This window comes from Geminisphaera colitermitum TAV2, from assembly GCF_000171235.2.
Classification (GTDB): domain Bacteria; phylum Verrucomicrobiota; class Verrucomicrobiia; order Opitutales; family Opitutaceae; genus Geminisphaera; species Geminisphaera colitermitum.
Genome location: NZ_ABEA03000005.1, coordinates 64996 through 87166, shown reverse-complemented (window position 1 = coordinate 87166; position 22171 = coordinate 64996). Strand labels below are relative to the sequence as shown.

Sequence of the window (22171 nt, the reverse complement as noted above, 5' to 3'; positions counted from 1 at the left end):
TGCGGCGATTCATCGCCGCTTTGACGGGCCGTTTCAACGGCCCGCCACCCCTCCGCCGAGCGACGCGATAAATCGCATCGTCCAAAGCGGCGATGAATCGCCGCACTCCACGAAATCCTCCCCCCCCCCACCCCCCCGCAACCTCCGCATCCCCGACGCCCAACTCTGGTGGCCCGCCGGACAAGGCGCGCAACCCCTCTACGACATCGAACTCACGGTGGAGGCGGCGACGCCGCCTCCACCGAACATCCAACCTCGAACATCCAACAACCAACATCCAACGACGAACAGCCAACAACCAACCACAGACAACCAGCCCCCCTCCCCCCCCTTCACCTCCACTTCGACGTTGGATGTTGGATGTTCGACGTTGGATGTTCGCGCGAAGCGCGTCGGCCTGCGCACCATCCAGCTCGACCGCCACCCCGACGAGTGGGGCGAATCCTTCCAATTCCTCGTCAACGGACGCCCTATCTTCATCAAAGGCGCCAACTGGATACCCGCCCACTCCTTCGTTGCCGACCTCACCCGCGCCGACTACGCCCGCGACCTCCACTCCGCCGCCCAAGCCAACCTCAACTGCATACGCCTCTGGGGAGGCGGCATCTACGAAAGCGAACATTTTTATGATCTCTGCGACGAACTCGGCCTCCTCCTCTGGCACGACTTCATGTTCGCCTGCACCCTCTATCCCCACAACGACGCCTTCGTCCAAAACGTCCGCGCCGAAGCCCATTACCAAGTCCGTCGCCTCCACCACCACGCCTCGCTCGCCCTTTGGTGCGGCAACAACGAACTCGTTCAAATCTTCAAAAACGACATCCTCGCCACCCCCGAAAGCAAAGCCGGATACGAACGCATCTTCCACCAAACCCTCCCCGATGCCATTGCCGCCCACGACGGCGTCACCCCCTACTGGCCCAGCTCCGAATGGAGCGGCGACTACGAATGCGGACACGAAGTCAGCGAGAAACGCGGCGACAAACATTTCTGGGACGTCTGGCACGCCCGCAAACCGGTCAAAGACTACGAAAAATACCAATTCCGCTTTGTATCCGAATTTGGGATGCAAAGCTATTCCTCGCCCCAGACCAACGCCACCTTCTGTCCACCCGGTGACGCCAACATCTTCGGCCCCACGATGGAAAATCATCAGAAAAATCGCGCCGGCAACCAGATCATCCTCGACTACGTATCCCGCCGCTACCGTCTGCCCAAGTCGCAAGACGCCCTCATCTACCTCTCCCAACTCAACCAAGCCTACTGCATGCAGACCGGCATCGAGCACTACCGCCGCCTCACCCCCCGCTGCATGGGCGCGATCTACTGGCAACTCAACGACTGCTGGCCCGTCGCCTCCTGGTCCTCCATCGAACACACCGGACGCTGGAAAGCCCTGCACCACGCCGCCCGCCGCTTCAACGCCCCCGCCATTGCCAGCGCGCACGTCCCCGGCGACGAAGCCCCGACCATCGGCAACTACCGCCGCAGCACTGTTGACGAAGTCCACCTTTACACCGTTTACGACGCCCCCGCGCCCGCCCGCGGCACGCTGCGCTGGGACCTCTTTCACCTCGACGGACGCATCCTCCTCTCCGGCAAAAAAACCGTCGCCCTCCGCCACGGCGAAAGCGTGAAACAAAAAACCCTCCGCCTTGCCTCCCTCATGGAACGCCACGGACGCGACAACCTTTATCTGCGCATCGCGCTCGACACCGGCGGACGCACCGTGAGTCAGGACACCGTATTCCTGACGCCCCCGCGCTTCCTCGCCCTCCCGCGTGCGAAAACCAAGACCACCGTGCGCCAGCCCGACCCCAAGGACTCAAAACGTTTCGTGCTCACCTTCACCTCGCCCGTCTTCCAACACCGCTTCGCCTTCGACCTCCCCGGCCTGACGCACGCGGCGGACGACAACTACTTCGACCTCTATCCCGGTGAGAAAAAGGAAGTCACCCTCACCCTTGACCACGCCACGAGCAAAGTCGTCATTGAAAAAAAACTACGTCATCAATCACTGGTGGACACCTACTCTTGAGGGAGGTTCTAGAGCATTTTCAGTTGAGTTGTAGTCATCGTCTTAACGGTAGGGAGGCCTCTCCGAGGCCTCCGAAACCACGCTCCAACCACCTATGAATTTCGTATCCTCTCACCACGCTCACGGAGGCCTCGGAGAGGCCTCCCTACCATTAAGACAACGGATACACATCAACTGAAAATGCTCTAGAGCGTGTAGTCACGAGATAAGGTTGACTGTTTTTTTTCGTGATGGAGAATGTCAGCATGGCGAAAGATCAACACCGTCACGATATTTCGGACCGAGTTTGGCGCGTTCTGGAGCCGCTGCTACCTGGAAGGAAAGGAGCGTGGGGAGGGGTGGCGGAGGACAACCGCAAGTTCCTCAACGCGGTTCTGTGGATTTTACGCACTGGTGCGCCTTGGAGGGATCTTCCAGAGGATTACGGAGGGTGGGGCAACACGCACAGGCGTTTTTGTCGCTGGAGAGACAAGGGGCATTGGGAGCGCCTGTTGTCGGAACTGATGAACGAGCCCGATTTCGAGTGGCTGATGATTGATGCCAGTCATGTCAAAATCCATCCGCATGCGGCGGGAGCCAGAGGTGGAAACGAGGCGATCGGTCTGACAAAAGGGGGCGAAACACCAAACTACATTTGGCCGTGGATGCGCATGGTATGCCGGTGCGAGTCATTGTTACAGCGGGTTCCACGGCTGATTGCACACAGGCTGGCAGGTTGATTGAAGGCATTGCCGCAGACCATCTGATCGCCGACAAGGGATATGACACCAACGCCATCATCGAAATGGCGCAGGCCGCAGGCATCTGCCCGCAGATTCCTCCAAAGACCAATCGCATAGAACAACGCGAATATGACCCTTATCTTTATCGGATCAGGCATCTGGTAGAAAATGCATTCCTACGACTCAAGCAATGGCGCGGCATCGCAACCCGATACGCAAAACGAGCCTCCTCTTTCCTCGCTGCCGTCCAATTCAGGTGTGCCATCCTCTGGGCTTCAATCTCGTGACTACACGCTCTAGATGATAGGCTGGAGAATTTTTTGAGACCTCAGAAGTCCTTGTGCCCTCACTGCTCTCTGTGTTCCCTCTGCGTCCTCTGTTGTAATCTTAGAAGTCACCTTGAGATCTCCCGGAGAGAGGTGAATTGGGTTGAAGTCCCTCGGAGATTTCTCACGGGGTCCACTTGCGGATGAACTCCATTACCGCCACGCCGCCCGGGTCGTCCTGAGTGAGCAATCGACTGCGGATGGAGCCGTGATTGCGATCAGGCACCACCAAGACCGAGACGTTGGGGTTCTTTGCGATGTCATTCGCAGCTGCCACGAAGAGACGCGTCTCTTCCACACGTGCCGGCATATCTTTATCGCCTACGAGAAACAGGATTGGCGCCATATCCCGGCGTAAATGGTACAGCGGGGCGGCCTCATTGCTGAGGATGCTGAGTCGTGTCAGGCCAAGCTCTTCTCGCACTTGGGAATGGGTGATCAACTGGCCGCTGATGGGAATGTATCCGGCAACACCTCCGTCAGGCACTCCTGCTTTTCGTAGATATTGTGCGTCCGTGGCCAGCAGCGCGGCCAGATAACCACCGGCGGAATGCCCGCCCACGAAGAGCGCCCCCGGGCGCATACCCTTGCTTTCGCCATGCTGCGCGGCCCAAGCGACGGCCCGGGCCGCGTCCTCAACATAGACGGGGAACTTCACTCCGGGATGGAGACGATAAGTGGCATTGGCCACCGCGATCCCGGCCGATGCAAAACGTTCGGCCAAGGCGGCCATCCTCTCCCGTGAGCCGGTATGGAGTCCCCCTCCATGGAACAAAACAATCAGGGGAAAACCTCCGGCGGGAGATACCTTGGGAAGATAGAGATCGAGCCGGCAAAACTCATCGATGGCCGCATCGGTCTCCCCGGCCGGAGCATAATAAACAATATCACGCTGGATTGTGACCTCGGACGCACTCACCAGCACAGCAAACGCAACCATGGCGAAACTGGCAGCGCCCCATTGCGACAGGCGACGCAGGAAGCAGAAACGGGCGGAAGGGGATTTGGGCGAATGGTACATAAAAGAGATGATAAGGAAGATGCCGGTGGATCACCGCAAGGTGTGACATTGAAAACGGGGTGATGCCGTTCACTTTCGCCAGAAATCCGGCGGACGTCCAGAGTGGAATCTGATGAGAGGGTCGGCGATTCCGGGAAGGTTCCGCCATAAAAACCAATGGTTGCGCGCGTTGACGGGCAGAATGAAGGATTTCCCGCCACGCTCACCACGCCCGCAACGGTTCCCGTCTGAGCCGTTGCGAACGTGGCGCCGTTGCGGGAAACCCAGCCTTTATGGCGGACTGTCGCTGCGCTCGAAACGCGAACATTGGCGTCCATTCGCGGTTAAAAAAGACCGGGATCGTAGGCACGATGCTGGGCTGGTTTTCGCCAAGTTAAACAGGTTTAACTCCAAAGCCATTTACACCTCCTTCCTCAAGTTACACCGTTTTTTTTTAGAAACCCTCCCATCCCATGAAAATCAACCTGCATCGTTCCTCACTCCTCCTGGCCTGCTTGGCCCTTGGTTCCGCACCGGTGTTCGCAGACACCGTGTTTTTGTTCAACTCGGCCATATACGTTGGTTCCAATTACGATTTTAACCGTTCGGCCACGCTGGACAACAGGGAGGAAGGTGATCCCTATGTTTACTCCATCCCTTTCAGCACCGCCCCGCTCGTCACCTCCACCAATTATCACGGTCCCGCGTTTTACGGTGGCTTTCGCATATCAAGCACGAATCGGGACGTGACCGTGAGCGCGTATCTTCGTAATAACGTTTCCACCAGCTATGATGGTCCTTTCATCACAGTTAATCGACTCACGGGGTCGCCGAATTGGGCCAGCGATCCGATCAGTGCGCAGGGAGTGCTGATGTTCGATTTGGAGCGGCCTGCCTCCGTTGACGGGTTCAACATAAGTGTCACAGATTTTGGCTCCGCCGTAACCAACACGGCTGCACGCTGGGTGGTCAAAGTCGGCGACAACTATTACGTGTCGAATAGCACTTTTTTCATTCCCAACAGCATAGGAGACCGTTCGAGCGGAAGCTTGAGTGGGGTCACTTGGGCGCTTTACAATCCGGCGACCGACCTCGCGTTTTCCGCGGCAGACGCTTCGTTTACCAGCCTCTCTCTGGCGAATGTAACCGCCATCGGCGTTCAATTTCAGCGCACCGAGACCCTTACTGCCACAGCCAGCGCTGGATTTGCCTTTACCTTCACCAAGCTGGAAGTCACTGGAGCCTTCATCCCCGAACCCTCCACCTTGGCCCTGCTGCTCGGCCTGCTCGCCCTCGGTGTGCCGGCCTTGCGGCGCATTCTCCGTTCCCCGGCAACCCGGCGATAGCTCCTTGCCACGGTTCGAAATCCTCCGTGGCCCGATGCTTCCCTGAAACATGATGCGCCAACCGAGAGTCCCTTCCTTGGTCCGTATCGCTGGCCTGTTCCTTGCGGCGACACCACTGTCGCTGCTGGCCTCCGACGTCGTTTTCAACTTCGGATTCTCAGGATGGCGCGCGACCGTCGCCGCCCGAGACGGATATGTGTCGGGAAACACACCGCTGGCCCGCACCGTGATCAGTTCTGGCATGGGAACCGCAGGCGACCCCTACGTTTATCTCAACGCCTTCAGCGACACCGTCCCACTCAGCCCCGCGTCTGACTACACCGGTCCCGCGTTTTACGGCGGATACAAGATCACCAGCACCACGCTGACGGCGGACTCGTTGCGGGAACACGTCGGACGCTCCACCCGGTTTGGCGATAATCGCAATTCGCCGGTCCGTTATCTCAACGCGATTGTCCTGTCCGCCAGCCGCGCGGGGCAAGACTGGCGCGGCTCCACCGTGCGTTTCGTCGGTGCGATCGTCTTCAGGCAGGAGGACTTCAACGAAGGCTTCACCTCCGGTCCCGTCTCAATCGACGAACTCAAGGCTGCGGTGTCCCGCTGGGGCGGAATGCCCTGTTCCGGTCGCTGGATCGTCAAACTCGGCGAGCATTACTACATCTCCTCGACCACCTTCGATTATCCGCCCAACGGAATTCCCGTTTCCATCGGCGGCAGGGAGTTCGTCGGGAACACCCGGTGGGCTCGCTACGACCCCGCCGCAGACCTCTTCTTCGATCCGCATCAGGCGCGGTTCGAGCCGCGCTCGCTCAAAAACGTGACGGCGGCGGGAATCTATTTTGTCGGTGCCGTCAATGACGCCGACCGGTCGACCGTCTTTTATTGGGCGCTCGGCGAGTTCTCGATTTCAGGCTCCATCGCAACCATTCGCTGATGAAAATGACGACAACCATTCCTCAATAGTGAATACAAACAACACGCAATCGCCCGGCCTCGCCGCCGCCCTCGACGACCTTCACCGCGATTTCGCCAAAATTTTGCCTCCCGACTGGCGCGACACACACCCTCTTCATATCCGCGTCACGCTCGACCCCTCGCTCCCTCCCGAAACCTTCCGCATCGAACTCCCTCCCCCCCCCCCCCTCCCCGCTACCATTGCCATCAGCGGCGCGGACGAACTCGGTGCCATTTACGGCATCTACGAATTTTCGCACCGCTTCCTCGGCGTCGATCCCCTCTGGTTCTGGAAAGACATCGAACCCGCTCCGCTCACACCGGAAGAACTCCGCGCCCGCCTCGCCACCGCCCCGCGAACCATCACTTCCCCCCCCCCCCTCTTCCGCTACCGCGGCTGGTTCATCAACGACGAAGACCTCCTCTCCACCTGGCCCGACCGGCCGCTCGAACCCGGCCGCCAACGCTTCCGCGACTGGCCACGCCGCGCCGAATTTGAAGGACGTTCCATTGACGGCGAGGGCAACTACGAAACCCGCCTCCTTCAATACTACACTCCCATCGCCGCACCCGAAGTCATGGCGATGGTTTTCGAGGCGCTCCTCCGCCTGCGCGGCAACCTCATCATCCCTGCCTCCTTCAACGACCTCACCAACCCGCCCGAAGCCGACCTCATCCGCGCCGCCATCCGCCGCGGCCTTTACGTCTCGCAGCACCACGTCGAACCCCTCGGCGTCTCCCATTTCGCCTACGAGACCTGGTGTTCAAAAAACAACTACACCGGCGCCCCCTTCTCCTACCGCGAAGCCCCCGGCGTGATGCGCGCCTGCTGGCGCGACCATGCCCGCCTCTGGCACGACATCGCCGGCGACCGTATCATCTGGCAGATCGGCCTTCGCGGACGCGGCGACCGCCCCCTCTGGAATCACGACCCCGCCGCCCAAGCCCGCGCCGGTGAATTCATCGCCGCCGCCCTCGCCGACCAGCTTGCCATCATCCGCGAGACTGATCCCCGCCCCGCGCCCCGCGCCACCCTCACCCTCTGGCTTGAAGGCGCCGAACTCGTATCTAGCGGACAACTACGCATCCCGTCCGGCGTCACCTGTGTCTTTGCCGACCACCACCTCACGCAAGAACTCCAGGACGATTTCAACGTCCTGCCCCGCGACCCGCAAAACCCCTGCGGCGTTTATTACCACGCCGCCGTCTGGCTCTTCGGTCCCCATCTCGTGCAAGGCCCCCCCCCCTCAAAAATCGACCGCATCATCCGCCAGCTTACCGACCGTGGCGACACCCGCTACGCCCTCCTCAACGTCTCCAACCTCCGCGAGCACGTCATGGCCGCGCAGTGTTTCATGGAGCAGGTCGCCCAACCCTCGCCATCCGCCGCTCTGCTCACTGACGCCGCCTTCCTCGCCCGCTGGTCCCCGGCCGGCCTCGCCCCCCTGCACCAGAAACTTCTCGACGCAATCCCGGAGATTTCGCCCGGTTTCCGCCTCTATGACGGCGCCGCCCGCCGCTTCATTTTCAACGAAGTCCATGCCCTCGCGACGGGTAACGCTGCGCGCCCCGAGATTCTCCCACCCGGCTTTCCTGCGTTTTTGGATACCGCCGGGCAAGCTCTCGCCGCCCTCCTCGACGAACTCCGCGCCCATGCGCCACGGATCGCTCCGCGCCACCGTTCGTTTTTCCAAGCCAACCTCGTTGCCCAGACGACAATCCTCCTCGGCCTCTACCGTGCGCTCGCCGCTCTTCTCCAACCAACCGAGCCCAACCTCGCCGCAGCCGCCGCCGGACTCCGTTTCGCGCTCGACGGATACCACACCGGCGAAACCGGACGCTGGCGCGGCTGGTATCGCGGCGACACCAAAATGGCCCTCGCCCACCTTCTCTCCCGCATCGAATCTCTCGCCTTTGCCGCCCTCCCTGCCTGATCGATAAAATCAAAATCCAAACTGGACAAAATCCCATGAGCACCCCCGATCCCGAAACATCCAGCCGCCCCCGACTCCAATTAGAATCCAAAAAACAACTACGCCTGTTGTCCGGCTCCGCACGGTGCCCTTGTTTTCACCTTGGCTTCACCCTGGTCGAACTGCTGACCGTGATCGCGATCATCGGAGTTTTGTCAGCTATTCTGTTGGCGACATTGTCCTCCGTGCGAAAGACGGCGGTGGCGGCCAAAAGCATCTCGAATTTGCGCCAGATTGGCGTGATCGCCCAGACGTGGGGCCAGGAAAACAAGGATCAGGTGCCGCCTCTTCATTACCCGCGAAATGCCGACGCCCCCCTGTGGCGCTCCTACCTCTGGGGCTACCACATCGGCGTGAATCCCGCCAAAGTCACCAACGCCGCACTGAAAGCCAGCATCTTCTGGCGTCCACGCATCGCAGGAGAGATCAACGTCAGCACCGACGGCAATGACGAGGACTCCATTCCCGGCTACGGACTCAATTCAGGACTCACGATCGCCAAATACGTTTATTTCAGCGCGGTTAGCAAACCCAGCACATCGGTTCTTGCCGCCGCCGTTGTGCAGGGAAACGCCGTCACCAGCGGCGGTGGCGGCGACGGAAAGTGGACAGCCTACAACTGCATGGCCGCGCCAAAGAACGACGGCAAAACGCCTGTCCTCTTCGTTGACGGACACGTCGCCACCGTGCCCCGCGAATCACTCAACTGGGCCAACAACTTCACCCTGCCCTGATCCCTCCCCCTCCCCCCCCCCCCGGACCAACAACCTCTCACCAGACCAACGCCCGATTTTTATCTGAAAATGACATCGAAAATCCAAAATTTAACTACTGCCAGAATCCTCAGACCTTTTAGCCGGAAATTCAGTCATTTCGCCCTCCTGCTCCTGACACCGATTCTCCTCCCCGCCGCGCCCGAACTGGTATTGTCCTTCGATGACAGCAAAGCCGACGCCGTCATTGACCGCGTCTCCGCCCAACCCGTCACGCTGCAAAACGTCCGCCTCGTGGAAGGCCGGTTCGGGCGCGCCGCGCAATTCACCGGCGAGGACAGCCGTCTGACCCTCCGCGCCACCGGGCAACCCACGCCAACCGGCACCATCAGCCTCTGGGTGAAACCCGACGAGCCCAAGCCCGACAGTGCGCCCGCCAGCGGCCTCCTCTGGGCCCGCAGCGCGGGCGGCGCCCACCACGCCAACAACCGCCTCTCCCTCGACTACGACGCCGAGCGCCAGCGCGTCCGCTTTGTGAGTCGCTGGAGTGGCGAACCCCGCCCCTTCGCATGGAACGGCTCCTCCGCCGAAGGCAGCGTGCCCGCCGGAAAATGGACGCTTGTCACGCTGGTGCAGGATGGCAAAGGCGTGCGCCTCTTCCTCAACGGCGAACCCGCCAAAGCCGACGTGCGCGGCAACCGTCCCAACACCTGGACTGACGCCGCCGCCACCGCCAAACCCTGGATGCTCAGCTCCTGGCAGGCAGGTTCCCACGCAGGCAAAGGTCCGGGCTTTCGCGGCGCGATCGACGAGGTGATTGTCGATTCCCGCGCGCTGTCCCCCGACGAAATCAAGGCGTTGTTGAAAAACGAATACACCAGCGACGAGGAAGCCGCGCCAACAACAGTCTCGTATCCCCGCGTCTCTCTGCTCGGCGAATGGGGCTTCGCCTTTGTCCCTCCCTCCCCCCCCCCCTCCGCGAAATCCACCGCCACGCCCGCCCGTCCGTCTGAGGCCGATTGGCAGACTGTCAAAATCAACGAACGCTCGCGTGCCCGCTCCTGGCGCGACTACCGCATCGACTGGCGCGGCGTGGACCGCGACCTCATCACTCACGTCTGGTATCGCCGCAACATCACAATCCCCTCCGACACCTTCCGCGGGAAACGCGCCCTCCTGCACTTCGACGCCGTGGCTTTCACCACAAAAGTCTTCGTCAACGGAAAACTCGTCGGTGAAAACGCCGACGGTTTTCTCCCCTTCACTTTCGACATCACCGACGTCGTCAAGCTCGACGCACCCAACGAAATTGCCCTCCTCGTCGGCCACGCGCAGGAAGCCTTCCGCCAAGGCTGGCCCATCGGAGCCATGCACCGCGCCAGCATCGGCATTGCCGGTCCCTGCCACATTGAGGCCCGCCCCGCCCTGCGCATCGACGACGTATTTGTAAATCCATCGGTGAGGCGCGGCGTGCTCGCGGTTGAAGCCACCCTTTCGCGTCCGGCCCCTGGCGCGCGCCTCGCATGGCGCATCTTTGACGGCGAAACTTTGCTGAAGGAAAGCAAAGTCCCCGCCAACGCACGGACCGAAGGAGCCTCCTACCGCTGGGAAATTCCTTGGGCTGACGCCACACTCTGGTCGCCCGAAAATCCGCACCTTTACCGCTTCGTGCTCGCGGTGGTTGATCCCCGCTCGGGCGAGTCCCCGGACCGTGTGGCTGTGAACTTCGGCTTCCGCGAAGTCTGGCTCGACGGTCCCGGCATGTACCTCAACGGCAAAAAAATTCGCCTCTACAGCCGCTGGGGACACATCGGGGAATTCTTTTTTGCCCAAAACTCCCAAGGCAAAATGCTTTCCCCCGACGAACTTTGGCGGACCGCCAAACAAGTTGGACTCAACTCCGTGCGTCTCCACGGACAGCCTTACCCGAAAGTTTTTCTCGAAGCCGCCGACCGCCAAGGCTTCCTCATCATTGACGAAACCGCGCTCTTCCACCGCCCCGACACCGAACAGTCCCTTGAACACATCCGCCGTCTCGTCCGACGCGATCGCAACCACCCCAGCGTCGTCATGTGGTCCAGCTCCAACGAATTCCAGCACTGGAAAATCCCACGCAACCCCGTCGCCACCAAGTTTTTGGTGAGTGCGCGCGAAACGATCAAACGCCTCGACCCCAGTCGTCCCGTCATCCACAGCGCCTACGGCGACACCGACGGAAACGAAGACGCCCTCAACGTCCACTACGCCGACGGCGGGCTCAGCCGAAACTGGCCCCACGTCCTGCGCTGGCCCGACAACCCCGCGCTCTCCCCCACGGCCAACGTTGCCGGCCACCTCAAACCTTGGGACCGTTCGCGCCCCCTCATGGTCGGCGAACACCAGTTGCGTCCCATCAACGTCGCCCCCTTGGTCGGCCCGGACTACTTCCGCATGACGCCCGCCGAGGTGCGCGCCGCGCACGGACGCTGGTATTCCGAACTGAGCATCCTCTACCGCGAGCAAGACTTGCTCCTCTTCGGCCAGCCCATCCTCACCGTGATTGAGGGAACCCGGCAACGCCGTGTCATCGACACCGAGCGTGATCTCGAAATCGCCCGACGTGGTTTTGCCCCGGTCGCTTTCACTCTTTTTCCCTGGACCGAAAACTGGTTCGCCGACGAGACCACCCGCTACGAACTTCTCCTGTCCAACGACCGCCTGACCGACTTCCGCGGCGAGTTCACCCTCGTGCTCCGCGACCCCGTTTCAGGCCGTGAACTCCTGCGCCGCCGCCAGCCTGCCGCCGCCGGGCAAGGCCGCTCCACACGCATCCCCGTTGCTCTCGACCTCGCCTCGCTCAACCTCTCTCCCGGCAACGGCCCCGTCGCTCTCGCGCTCACGATGGAACTCGCCGACGCCACCGACAACCGGCCCGCCGCGCCCGCGCTCGAACGCACCCTTCGCGTCTTCCCCCGGAACGCGGGTGCCGCGCTCGCGACCGCCGCCGCGCCTCGCCGCCTCTTCGTGTATTCATCTTCCAATGACAAAGTTTTCAAGGACAACAAACCGGCGCTTGCCCGCTTTGTTTCCGAAGCCGGGTTTTTGTCTTCACCCGATAAACTCGCCGCGCTCGAACCAGCGGCAAGCGTGCTCCTTCTCCCCGCCGGACTTTCCGCCGACGAGCAAGGGAAACTCGGCGCTCCGCTCGAACGTTTCGTGCGCGCCGGCGGCCGGGTGCTCGTCCTGGAACAAAGCACCTACGCCACGGGCTGGCTTCCCTTCAACGCCCGTCTCTCCGCCGCGCCGTTAACCGTCCTGTATCCGACCTCCGCGAGTCACCCTGTCACTCGCGGACTGCCCGAAGGCGCGCTGCGTTTCTGGAGGCCCGACCACACCGTGGTGCGTGTGTCCGTGGAAACCAGCGGCGGCGTGGCCGAGCGTTCGCTGGCCGATTATCCCGTCTCCGCCCTCACGGAAGTGCTGCACGGCGACGGCATGTATCTCCTTGCGCAGGCCGACATCGAAACCGCGCTCGCCGTCGAGCCGATGGCGGGCGAATTGCTGGGACGCTTGATCGGTTATCTCCGCAGTCACACCGCTGAGCCGCCACGCCCCACCGCATTGATTGCCACGCCCCAAAGTCTTCTGACGCGGGCATTGAGCACGCGCGGCGCACGCCTGACGTCCGTCGGCCCGAAGCTCGACGCCGCCGCCCTCGCAACACCCGCCACCGGTGCCGGACAGCTTCTCTGGGACGCCGCCTCCGTTCCCTTGACCGACGAGGCATGGGCGCAACTCGATCCTTGGATTCGAGGCGGTGGACGCCTGGTGTTGCACGGCCTCGATGCGGAAGGCATCCGCCGCCTTGCCCGCTTCGTTTCCCTGCCACTGGCACCCGCCGACTCCGACTCCCGCAAGGCCGGGCCGGTGGCCTTGCTCGACCATCCTCTCAACCGCGGCATCGGTCTGGCGACAATCGCGTTTGGCGACTCCGGGCAACCCCATCCCCGCCAATTTCCCGCCATCGCCATCGCGCCGAAGACATCGGGACTGCGCCCGGCCACCGCGCCTGACCTCGTCTGGGGAACCCTCACGTGGGGAACCGGCGAGATCGTGCTCGACCAGAGCCGTTGGGAAGCCGAGACGCAAAAAATCAACGAAGCCGGACGCTTCGCGTCGGCCCTGCTGACCAATCTCGGTCTGCGTTTCGATCCCCTGCCGGTCACCGCCGAACCCGGAGGCTGGCACACCCTTGACCTCCGCGCCGCCTTCAACGCCGGCATCGAAACCGAATACAACGCCAATCAACCCGACCGCGTAAACGTGGACGCCGGCCTGCTCCTGCGCGGCGACTGGCCGCGTGGCCGTCAGGTTCTGGCCGACGTGCCGTTCGACTTGTTCGACCCGCAGTCCGTCCCCGGCGGGCGCAACCTCATTCGTATCAACACATCCAACAAAACCCCGGAAGGTGCCTTGGTTGAATCCTTTCCCGGAGGGGCGCGGAGTGTGCGGGTCGCCGTGCCGGCGGTCAACGCCACGCAACTCGCCTTTCTGCACACGAGCCTGCACCTCTGGGGTGGCCGTTTCAGACCGTTCGCCGCCGCCCACATGTGGGACTACGAAATCCAGTATCAAAGCGGACGCCGCGTGCGAGTCCCCGTGCTCGACGACCATCACACCGGACGCCTGCGCGACGGCACAATCGCCGACAAGCCCGAAGCCCGGCTGGCCTTTGCTTCGTCCGACGAGACAAGCGAGACCACCGCCTATTATGTGATGACATGGCGCAATCCCGCGCCCGAGGACAAGATCATCGGCATCACCGTCATCGGAGGGAACAATCCGCAAAAAATGCCCGTCGTGCTCGCCATCAGCTACCAAGCCTACGATCAAGCGTTTCAATAACCGGGAGCCCTCCCCCCCCCCCCCCCCCGACCCAACAACAAGCACCACAATGAACATGAATACCGTTACCCGTTTCGTCGTTCCCGTTGTCCGCCGTCACTCCCGCCGGGCGTTTACGTTGATCGAGTTGCTTGCCGTCATCGCCATCATCGGCGTTCTGGCGGCAATCGTTCTGGCGGTCCTTGGCAACGTCCGCGCCAAGGCCCGGCAAACCCAATGCCTGTCCAATCTCCGCCAGCTCCAGATGGCCAACATCCTTTACGCAAATGAGCACAAGGGACGCTTTGTCTATGTCCAGAGTACGGCCAACATACCATGGCACGGCGACCGCACCCTGACGGGTTATCTGGACCGTGGATCGGGGGTCTCCGCAGACATCCCACCCTCCATGCGTTGTCCGGACAGGATCGAGTCAGGCGGACATCGCAGTTACGGTTACAATTTCACAAACATTAACCTCAACCTCCCGACTGGCGCCCCGAAACGCTCGGAGATCGGTCTTCTCCAAAGTGAGATTCCGCGACCGAGCCAAACGCTTGCCTTTGCCGACGCGGTTGATTTCCAGATCAGCAGGTTTCAATCCAACGCCTACGTTGCCGGAGACACCAACCGAACACACGCCGCCGCGTATCGGCACGGTAATGACAGGATCAACATCGCCTACTGGGATGGCCACGTGAAGAACCTCCAGCGCAGCGAGGTCGCCTCGAATTCCACTCTCTGGAATTTGAACCAATGACGCATCGCTCCCTTTTTGCGGGTATTCTGGCAGCCCTTGCGCTCATGTTTCTCCTTGCGACCGGCTTCACAGCCAGTGCGCAAACCAAACCCACGCTCCCCTCGCTAAAAGTCACTGCTGACCGTGCCGACGCCCTCTATCGTCAAGGCGACACCGTCACCTTCACGATCCACCTCGTCGATGCGCCCGCCGACGCCGAGGTCAAGTGGACCACGACCAAGGACGGTGTGCCTCCGCGCCACTCCGGCACCGCGAAGCTCGTCAACGGCCAGGCCACGGTCACCGCCACGCTCGGCGAGCCGGGGTTCATCCTTTGCGAAGCCGTTTACTTCTATCCCGAGTCCGACGCCGCCGGGGCGAAGACCAAAACGGTGAAGGCGCTTGGCGGCGCAGGCATCGACCCGCTTCAGATCAAGCCCAGCCTGCCGGTCCCCGACGACTTCGACGACTTCTGGGCCGCGAAGAAAAAGGAGCTCGCCGCCATCCCCATGAACGCCCGGCTCACCCCCGTTGACGCGCCCAAGGACGTCGCCGGCAAGGTCGAGACTTTTGACCTCCAGGCCGACAGCCTGGGCGCTCCCGTTTCCGGCTACTACGCCCGTCCGGTCGGCGCGAAGGCCGGCGCGCACCCCGCGATCCTCACCGTTCACGGAGCCGGTGTGCGCAGTTCCTACCTCGCAGTCCCCGCTGACTGGGCCACACGCGGGCTGATCGCGCTCGACATCAACGCCCACGGCATCCCCAACGGCAAACCCGCCGACTACTACGAAAACCTCGCCCAAACCGACCTCCGCGGCTACCCTAAACGCGGATGCGACTCACGCGACACCATTTACTTCCAAGGCATGTTCCTACGCCTCATCCGCGCGATTGATTTCCTCACCGCACAACCCGAATGGGACGGACGCACCCTCATCGTATTCGGCGGCAGCCAAGGCGGAGCGCAATCCATTGTCGCAGGCGGACTCGACCCACGCGTCACCTACATCGTCGCGGGCGTCCCCGCCCTCTGCGACAACACCGGCGTCCTCGTCAACCGACAACGCGGCTGGCCCAAATTCCTCCCCAACAACAAAGAAGAAGCCGAAAAACTCCCCCAAGTGATCGAAGCCGTGCGTTATTATGATGCGATGAACTTTGCCACCCGAGTAAAAGCCCGTGCCTATTTCAGAGTTGGTTTCATCGACCAGACCTGCGCGCCGACCTCCGTATATGCCGCTTACAACAACCTCCCCGGCCAAAAAGAAATCTACAACGACATCGCCAAAGGACACCGCAGTTCCCCCGCCGCTCTCAAGGCCAAGAACGCCATCCTCGCCTACCTGAAAACGCTCAAATAAACGCCCCCCGCGCGTGAACTCTTCTCGTAAAAAAACATTTCACTCCAGCAACCTGCTTTCCGCCGGAATGCCCCCCCCAGTGGCATCCGGCTTCACGCTGATCGAATTGCTCACGGTGATCGCCATCACTGGCATTCTGGCGGCGATTCTTGTTCCAACCGTCAGCCGCGTGCGCCAGTCCGCCCGCTCGGCGCAGGACCTGAGCAACCTGCGCCAGACCGGCATGGCTGTCACGCTCACACCTGACGGGGCGACCGGCGGGGAGAGGGTTGCGCTCGACGACGGACGCAGCGCCATCAGCCTGCCGGCGGCAAGCGATCCAAACACCGGATACAAATGGCAACTGCCGGCCCCCCTCCCCCCCGGCTGGTGGGAAATGACAGTCGAGTTTGCCAAACGTCCCAAGGACTCCTCTCGCATAAAATTCTTTTTCGGCACTCCGCTCGCCCCGGTTTTTGCTCTCGCCGAGGCGGAAAACGCGAGGGACATCGAACAGTTTCGCCTGCGCCTCTGGTGCACCGCCCCGCTCGCCTCGCTCGAAGTGCGTCCGCAAAGCCGCATGCCCGTGACCATTCGCGCCATCAAGCGCGTTACTTTCGCGCCCGTCGATGGACCCGCGCCATCCGCCCCGGCCGGCGCTGAGGCCACCACCGCGCCGCGCCTGCTCGGTCTCCTCGTGGAGACGACCACGTCCGCGTTGCTGCCCGGCCTGCCGCCTGGCAACTGGCAAATCAGCCCGGCCTTCCGTTTTCCCGCCGCCGTTCGCGGCACCCTTTCCGGTGCAATGACTGTCATTGGTGCGGATGGCGAACGCATCACCGCGCCCATGTCCCGGCGCGTGAACGTTTATCTCGATCAGGCGCCCGTGTCGCTTGAGTGGCCCGCCTCGTTCGCGGACAATACCCTCTCCTCCCCTGCTACGCCCGGCACCGACCTCATAAACCCCATGAGCATCCAAGGGGCTGTCTTGCAATCCGTGCCTCCCTACCAGCCCCGCCGTCCGTATGATCGCAAAAACACGCCGCTCACCGTTGCCAGTCCGGACCAACGGACGCTCGTCACACTCTCCTTTGCAACCAACGCCGGCGTATCCGATATCAAAAGACAAGTTGCCCTTCCCCTCCTGCCCAATGGAACGCAAACCGCGGTCGTCACCAGTTGGGACGATGGCGCGGCCAACGACCGACGCTGCGCCGCCGCGCTGGAGAAACATGGCTTTCGCGGGACATTTTTTGTGTATGGTGGGATGTCCGAGCGCGCCAACGTTCTCGCCGAGTTGGAACGCCGCGGCATGGAAGTCGCCTCGCATTCGCTCAACCACCCGCACGCCTGGACCATCGCCCCCGACCTATGGGCCGCAGAGTGCCTGCAAATGCGCCTGCGCTTGGAGGCCGCCCTCGGCCATCCCGTGATCTCATTCGCGTATCCCTTCAACCACGTCCCCGCCTACGACGCGCGCGGCGACTACGTGCTGCGCAGCGTGCGCGAGGCCGGCTACCTCTCCGGGCGCACCACGCGCACCGGCGGTGAAACCATCACCGGCTACGCCGAGCCGCTTACCCTCGTCACCGACGCGCATTTCCTCGCCTCGCCCGACCGCCTCGAACAAGCCTGGCAGCGTGCGGTGTCGCAATCCGGCGGCGTATTCTATTTTTGGGGACACTCCCGCGAAATCCGCACCGAGGCGGACTGGAAAAAATTCGACGCCTTCCTCGCCCGTTATGGACGCCAGCCCGGCGTCTGGTATGCGACGCAAGGCCAGTTATTTCTCTGGCGCTGGCTGCGTGACAACGTCCGCATCGACAATATCACGGACGCACGCAACGGCCAGATCCGCGTCACCCTGAGCTGGCCCGAACTCGACCGCTGGCTGGCAAAACAAGTGCCGCTCACCGTACAAGTGCCCGCGGACGTGACACAGGTGACCGTTGAGGCAACTGGCACTGCGCCCCGGGAACTCCCGGCCTCCGACGGCCTCGTGACGCTGCCCGCCGATCTGCCCCAGTATCCTGTAACGTTATAATTGATGCGTCCTATCAGGTTATAGAATATTACTGGAAACCGGTTACAGCCTGTAACCGACTGGATACTGACTGGAACGGCTGTCATGATTGCCCACGAAACACACAAACGGACACGAAAAAACACCGAGGAAAATCACGCCGTCGGAAATCCCGTAACCATTGAGTTTAACTGGTTTAATTCTATTGATCTTGGCAACACGTTCAAAGTTACGCTTGAAGGGCTCGGCGGGTAGCATCCACCACAAATCACAAAAAATGAGCGCCCAATATCCTCTGTATCCCGAACGCCGCAGCCTCGTCCTCGACGGGTTCTGGGACTTCGCCTGGCTTGGCGACGTGAATATCGCCGCCGTGACGCCCGAAGCCCACGCGGAGGCATTCAATGAAATCGCCGCCGTTCCCGGCTGCTATAACCTCGCCGGTCCCCGCATCGATGCACGCGGCGCGGCACTTTACCGCACGCGATTCGTTTTTCCCTCAGGACCGACTCGGCTGAAATTCGGCGGACTGGGTCTTTATGCGCGAATCTGGCTCGACAACATCGACCTTGGAGAAATCAAGACTCCCTATTCCACCGTCAGCCGCGACGTGTCCCTTTCCGAAACGGACCGCGACGAGCACGAACTGCTTGTCTTGGTGGACAATCGTTTTGGAAATCCGGATACCGTCCCCATCTTCAAACCCTACGCCGACTTTTACGGCTACGGCGGTATTTACCGCAGCGTGACGCTCACCCGGTTGCCGGACACCCGCGTCGAACGCGTCAAAGTTACCACGCTCGACATCGCCACCGGCCAAGTCCGGCTTGAGGCCCGATTCGGCGGCCGCATTCCTGACCGCCTCCGCATCCGCTACGCTTTCGACGATGGAACCCCGGTGGAAACCACGCTGGCCCCTGTTGGAAAACAGGGGCTCATGATCGAAACGCAGGTGCCCGGCCACCGCGTCTGGTCCCCCGAAAATCCCAATCTCCATACGCTTTCCTTTGGTATTTCATGTCCGGATACGGATGCGGATGCGCCGTTCGAAGAGAGCGACACCGTCATCGAACGCTTTGGTATCCGAACCATCGCTACGCGAGGACGCGACATCCTGCTCAATGGATCGCCCGTGCGCCTGCTCGGCCTCAATCGCCACGAATCGCATCCGCAGTTCGGCCCTGTTCAGCCTCCGCAACTCATCGCGGACGACCTTCAATGGGCGCGCGAACTCAACGCCAACTTCATCCGCGCCGTCCACTACCAGCCTGACCCCAATTTCCTCGACGCCTGCGACCGCGCCGGATTTCTCGTCTGGGCCGAAACCCTCGGCTGGGCGCAACCCCAAAGCGACGCCTGCGACGCATCCATCAACGCCCTGCATCGTGACGCCGCGCTCGCCCTCGTTGACACCAGCCTCAACCACCCCTCGGTCATCATTTACGCCTTCCTCAACGAAAGTTGCTCGGACACGCCGGATGGTCGCCGCCTCTACCAAAACCTCGTGCAAACGCTCCGTGACGCCGACTCTTCGCGACTGATTTCCTACGCCTCAAACCGCTTTGAAAAAGACCTCTGTTTCGATCTGGCCGACATCATTTCGATCAACCCCTATCCGGGTTGGATCGGCGGCCGGGCTCCAGTGGATGAGGCGGACAAGATAAAAATCTGGGCCACCCCCAGCCTTTCCCGCATCCGTCCCGAGTTTGATCGTCTGGCCGAATATTTCTCCACGCATCCGCAGTATGCGCAGAAACCTCTTCTCGTCAGCGAATCCGGGGCGTGCGGCATCTATGGCATCCGTGACCGCGCCCGTTCGCAGTGGAGCGAAGAGTTTCAGCAGGATTATTTCGACGAGGCCATTCGCGCCGTGCTCGACAATCCCCGTTACCTTGGCACGACGCTCTGGCAGATGATCGATTGCCGCAGCTTTGCGAACGTGGGACCGGAGATTCGCACCAAGCCCCGCGGCTACAACAACGCCGGCCTGCTCGACGAATACCGGCGACCCAAACTCGCTTTCGACACCGTCAAATCGCTCTACGAGCGCTATTGCGGCAAGGGCTCTCACTTATGATCCCGTTGCCTTAACGGTAGGGAGGCCTCTCCGAGGCCTCCGTTGTGCGTGGTAAGATGATGGCGAAACTCATAGGTGGTTGGAGCGTGGTTTCGGAGGCCTCGGACGGAGCGCAGCAGCGCGGAGATGGCATCGCCGACGGCGATGGCCCGAAGGGCTGCCCTCGGCAGAGGGCACAAAGGCCTCCCTACCGGCTATCAAATGTTCACCGTGCCAGCCCGTCGCGGAAAACCCTCGGTGTCAGCCCCGTGTGTTCGCGGAACACGCGAATGAAATACGAGGGCGTGGCGAAGCCGCATGCCCAGCCCACCTCCGCGATGTTGTAACGCGGATCAGCCAGCAACTCCCGCGCCGCCAGCACGCGCTCGCGGCGTATCCACGTGTTGAGCGTCACCCCGCGCTCCCGGTGAAAACACCGCGACAAGTGATCCGGCGTGCACCCCAGCCCCTTCGCCAGTACCGACACCGCCAGCGCCGGGTCCGCCAAGTGCGTGTGCGCCAGTTTCTCCGCTTCCACGACGAGCGCGGAACCCTCCCCCCCCCCCCCCCCCGCCGGACGACGCAACTCGCCAAGCACCGTGAGCAAAAACACCTCGACCAACGCCTCCACGTAGTGCCGCCGCTCCTCCGCCGGCACGCTCTCATGCGCCGCCATGTCGTCGATGTAGCGCAGCGCGTCGCGCACCCGCGCGCCCGGCACCAACGTCGTACCATAACCCTGGATACGCCTCGCCGGATCGGCCCGCCCGCGATGCAGAAACATCCCGTCGCCCCGATGCATGCACACGAGGATGCCGTAGGGTGTGCGCAAATCGAGCGGAGTCTCTGCGTGTGGAACCCCGCGCGGCATCACGCACACGTCGCCCATGCGCACGCGAAACGAGCCGCCCGGACAATCAAAATCCGTGGCCCCGCCCGTCTGAATAAAAAATTCCGGGGTGGGATGAAAATGCGACCTCGGCCGCGGTCGCCGCAGATCGATCTCGCGCGCGATGTGCACCCGCAGCCTCCCGGCGCGCAACCGTTCCAGCGCGCGTGTCAAATCCTGATCAAACTCCGATTGCGGATTCATCGTCGGGAAATCTCAATAAGTCGGAAAATTGCTATAAATGGCGGAGAAATACGATCCTCAAAACTTGGCCTCCCCTCCCCTGCCCCGCTTGATTTACCAGCGTCTTACCTGCGGAAGCAGACCGCCCGCGCAGTTCTACTCCGCATCCCTTCGCATCGAAAAATTACCATGAACACCACCACCGTATCACCGATCCGCGTCACCGTCTGGGGCGAGTATCGTCACGAAAAGAAAAACGCCAAAGTCGCCGCCATCTATCCGCAGGGCATGCACGAGGCCATCGCCGCCCCCCTGCGCAAGCAGGCCGGCATCGAAGCCCGCACCGCCACGCTCGACCAGCCCGAGCACGGTCTGACGCAGGAGGTGATCGACACCACCGACGTCCTCATCTGGTGGGGACACATGGCCCACGGCGACGTGCAGGACGAAATCGTCAAGCGCGTGCAAAAGCGCGTCCTCGAAGGCATGGGGCTCATCGTTCTCCACTCCGGGCATTACTCCAAAATCTTCAAAACCCTCCTCGGCACCACCTGTTCGCTCAAGTGGCGCGAATCCACCGACAAGGAACGCCTCTGGACCGTCAATCCCGCCCACCCCATTGCCGCCGGCCTGCCCGAACACTTCGAACTGTCCTCCGAGGAAATGTATGGCGAGCCCTTCGGCATTCCCGAACCCGACCAGGTGGTCTTCATATCCTGGTTCACCGGCGGCGAGGTGTTCCGCAGCGGAGCCACCTGGCAGCGCGGCAACGGCAAGGTATTTTATTTCCGCCCCGGCCACGAGACGTATCCGACTTACCATGACGCCAACATCCAGAAGGTGATCGCCAACGCCGTCCGCTGGGCCCGCCCCACTGTGCGTATCCCCGACATCTGCCCTCGCGTCGAACCGCTCGAACCGCTCCCCGTCGATCCCGAAGCCGCCGAGCGCCCCACCGTCGGGCATCGCTGAGTCCCCCCGCATTCAATGCGTCCGGGCTCTTGGA

General features: G+C 61.9%; 14 protein-coding genes and 1 pseudogene. 13 read left to right on the top strand and 2 right to left on the bottom strand.

Features of this window, described 5'->3' with window-relative positions:
• Both OBACDRAFT_RS00825 and OBACDRAFT_RS26090 read left to right on the top strand, forming a co-directional pair.
• Window positions 1-2038: beta-mannosidase (locus OBACDRAFT_RS00825; RefSeq protein WP_232766464.1), on the top strand; the 2038-nt coding region annotated here is incomplete at its 5' end.
• Between the two features lie 245 nt (window positions 2039-2283).
• Window positions 2284-3047, top strand: a protein-coding gene (locus tag OBACDRAFT_RS26090) for an IS5 family transposase (RefSeq protein WP_088179265.1) whose coding sequence is annotated in 2 segments (ribosomal slippage) — window positions 2284-2656 and window positions 2656-3047 — 765 coding nt in all. Because the reading frame shifts where the segments join, the coding sequence is not laid out codon by codon here.
• A gap of 163 nt (window positions 3048-3210) precedes the next feature.
• On the opposite strand, the gene OBACDRAFT_RS00810 is transcribed toward OBACDRAFT_RS26090, so the two are convergent.
• On the bottom strand, window positions 3211-4107 hold the full coding sequence (locus OBACDRAFT_RS00810; RefSeq protein ID WP_081721734.1) for an alpha/beta hydrolase: 897 nt from the start codon (window positions 4105-4107) through the stop codon (window positions 3211-3213).
• A 452-nt stretch (window positions 4108-4559) separates the two neighbouring features.
• Between OBACDRAFT_RS00810 and OBACDRAFT_RS00805 the strand changes: the two genes are divergently transcribed.
• The 10 genes and pseudogenes from OBACDRAFT_RS00805 to OBACDRAFT_RS00765 all read left to right on the top strand — a co-directional run bounded on the left by OBACDRAFT_RS00805 (window position 4560) and on the right by OBACDRAFT_RS00765 (window position 20114).
• Window positions 4560-5432, top strand: a complete 873-nt coding sequence (locus tag OBACDRAFT_RS00805) for a hypothetical protein (protein WP_043582035.1) — start codon at window positions 4560-4562, stop codon at window positions 5430-5432.
• Between the two features lie 76 nt (window positions 5433-5508).
• A complete protein-coding gene (locus OBACDRAFT_RS00800; protein ID WP_157836852.1) occupies window positions 5509-6366 on the top strand; it encodes a hypothetical protein in 858 nt (285 codons plus the stop codon).
• Between the two features lie 28 nt (window positions 6367-6394).
• Window positions 6395-8320 (top strand): glycosyl hydrolase 115 family protein, encoded by a 1926-nt coding sequence (locus tag OBACDRAFT_RS00795; RefSeq protein ID WP_232766462.1) that lies wholly within the window; start codon window positions 6395-6397, stop codon window positions 8318-8320.
• A 35-nt stretch (window positions 8321-8355) separates the two neighbouring features.
• Complete coding sequence (locus OBACDRAFT_RS00790; protein WP_043582032.1) at window positions 8356-9093, top strand: type II secretion system protein; 738 nt, start codon at window positions 8356-8358, stop codon at window positions 9091-9093.
• Window positions 9094-9162: 69 nt separating this feature from the next.
• A complete protein-coding gene (locus OBACDRAFT_RS00785; RefSeq protein ID WP_043582031.1) occupies window positions 9163-13956 on the top strand; it encodes a glycoside hydrolase family 2 in 4794 nt (1597 codons plus the stop codon).
• Window positions 13957-14011: 55 nt separating this feature from the next.
• On the top strand, window positions 14012-14695 hold the full coding sequence (locus OBACDRAFT_RS00780; protein ID WP_043582029.1) for a prepilin-type N-terminal cleavage/methylation domain-containing protein: 684 nt from the start codon (window positions 14012-14014) through the stop codon (window positions 14693-14695).
• The gene (locus OBACDRAFT_RS00775) at window positions 14692-16035 is read left to right on the top strand and encodes an acetylxylan esterase (protein WP_043582028.1); all 1344 of its coding nucleotides are present in this window, start codon (window positions 14692-14694) and stop codon (window positions 16033-16035) included. Before OBACDRAFT_RS00780 ends, OBACDRAFT_RS00775 begins: the two co-directional genes overlap by 4 nt.
• Window positions 16036-16102: 67 nt before the next feature.
• Window positions 16103-16273, top strand: a pseudogene (locus OBACDRAFT_RS28775) (type II secretion system protein); the annotation flags it as partial.
• On the top strand, window positions 16259-18058 hold the full coding sequence (locus OBACDRAFT_RS31020; protein WP_198529826.1) for a polysaccharide deacetylase family protein: 1800 nt from the start codon (window positions 16259-16261) through the stop codon (window positions 18056-18058). The pseudogene OBACDRAFT_RS28775 and the gene OBACDRAFT_RS31020, both read left to right, overlap by 15 nt.
• Window positions 18059-18314: 256 nt before the next feature.
• Window positions 18315-20114 carry a glycoside hydrolase family 2 protein gene (locus OBACDRAFT_RS00765; protein ID WP_043582026.1) on the top strand — a complete coding sequence of 600 codons (1800 nt, stop codon included), beginning with the start codon at window positions 18315-18317 and terminating at the stop codon, window positions 20112-20114.
• A 205-nt stretch (window positions 20115-20319) separates the two neighbouring features.
• Here the strand turns inward: OBACDRAFT_RS00765 and OBACDRAFT_RS00760 are convergent, their stop codons facing one another.
• Window positions 20320-21186: a helix-turn-helix transcriptional regulator gene (locus tag OBACDRAFT_RS00760; RefSeq protein WP_043582025.1), complete on the bottom strand. Its 867-nt coding sequence runs from the start codon at window positions 21184-21186 to the stop codon at window positions 20320-20322.
• A gap of 168 nt (window positions 21187-21354) precedes the next feature.
• Between OBACDRAFT_RS00760 and OBACDRAFT_RS00755 the strand changes: the two genes are divergently transcribed.
• Window positions 21355-22137: a ThuA domain-containing protein gene (locus OBACDRAFT_RS00755; protein WP_043582024.1), complete on the top strand. Its 783-nt coding sequence runs from the start codon at window positions 21355-21357 to the stop codon at window positions 22135-22137.
• The last annotated feature ends 34 nt before the right edge of the window (window positions 22138-22171 follow it).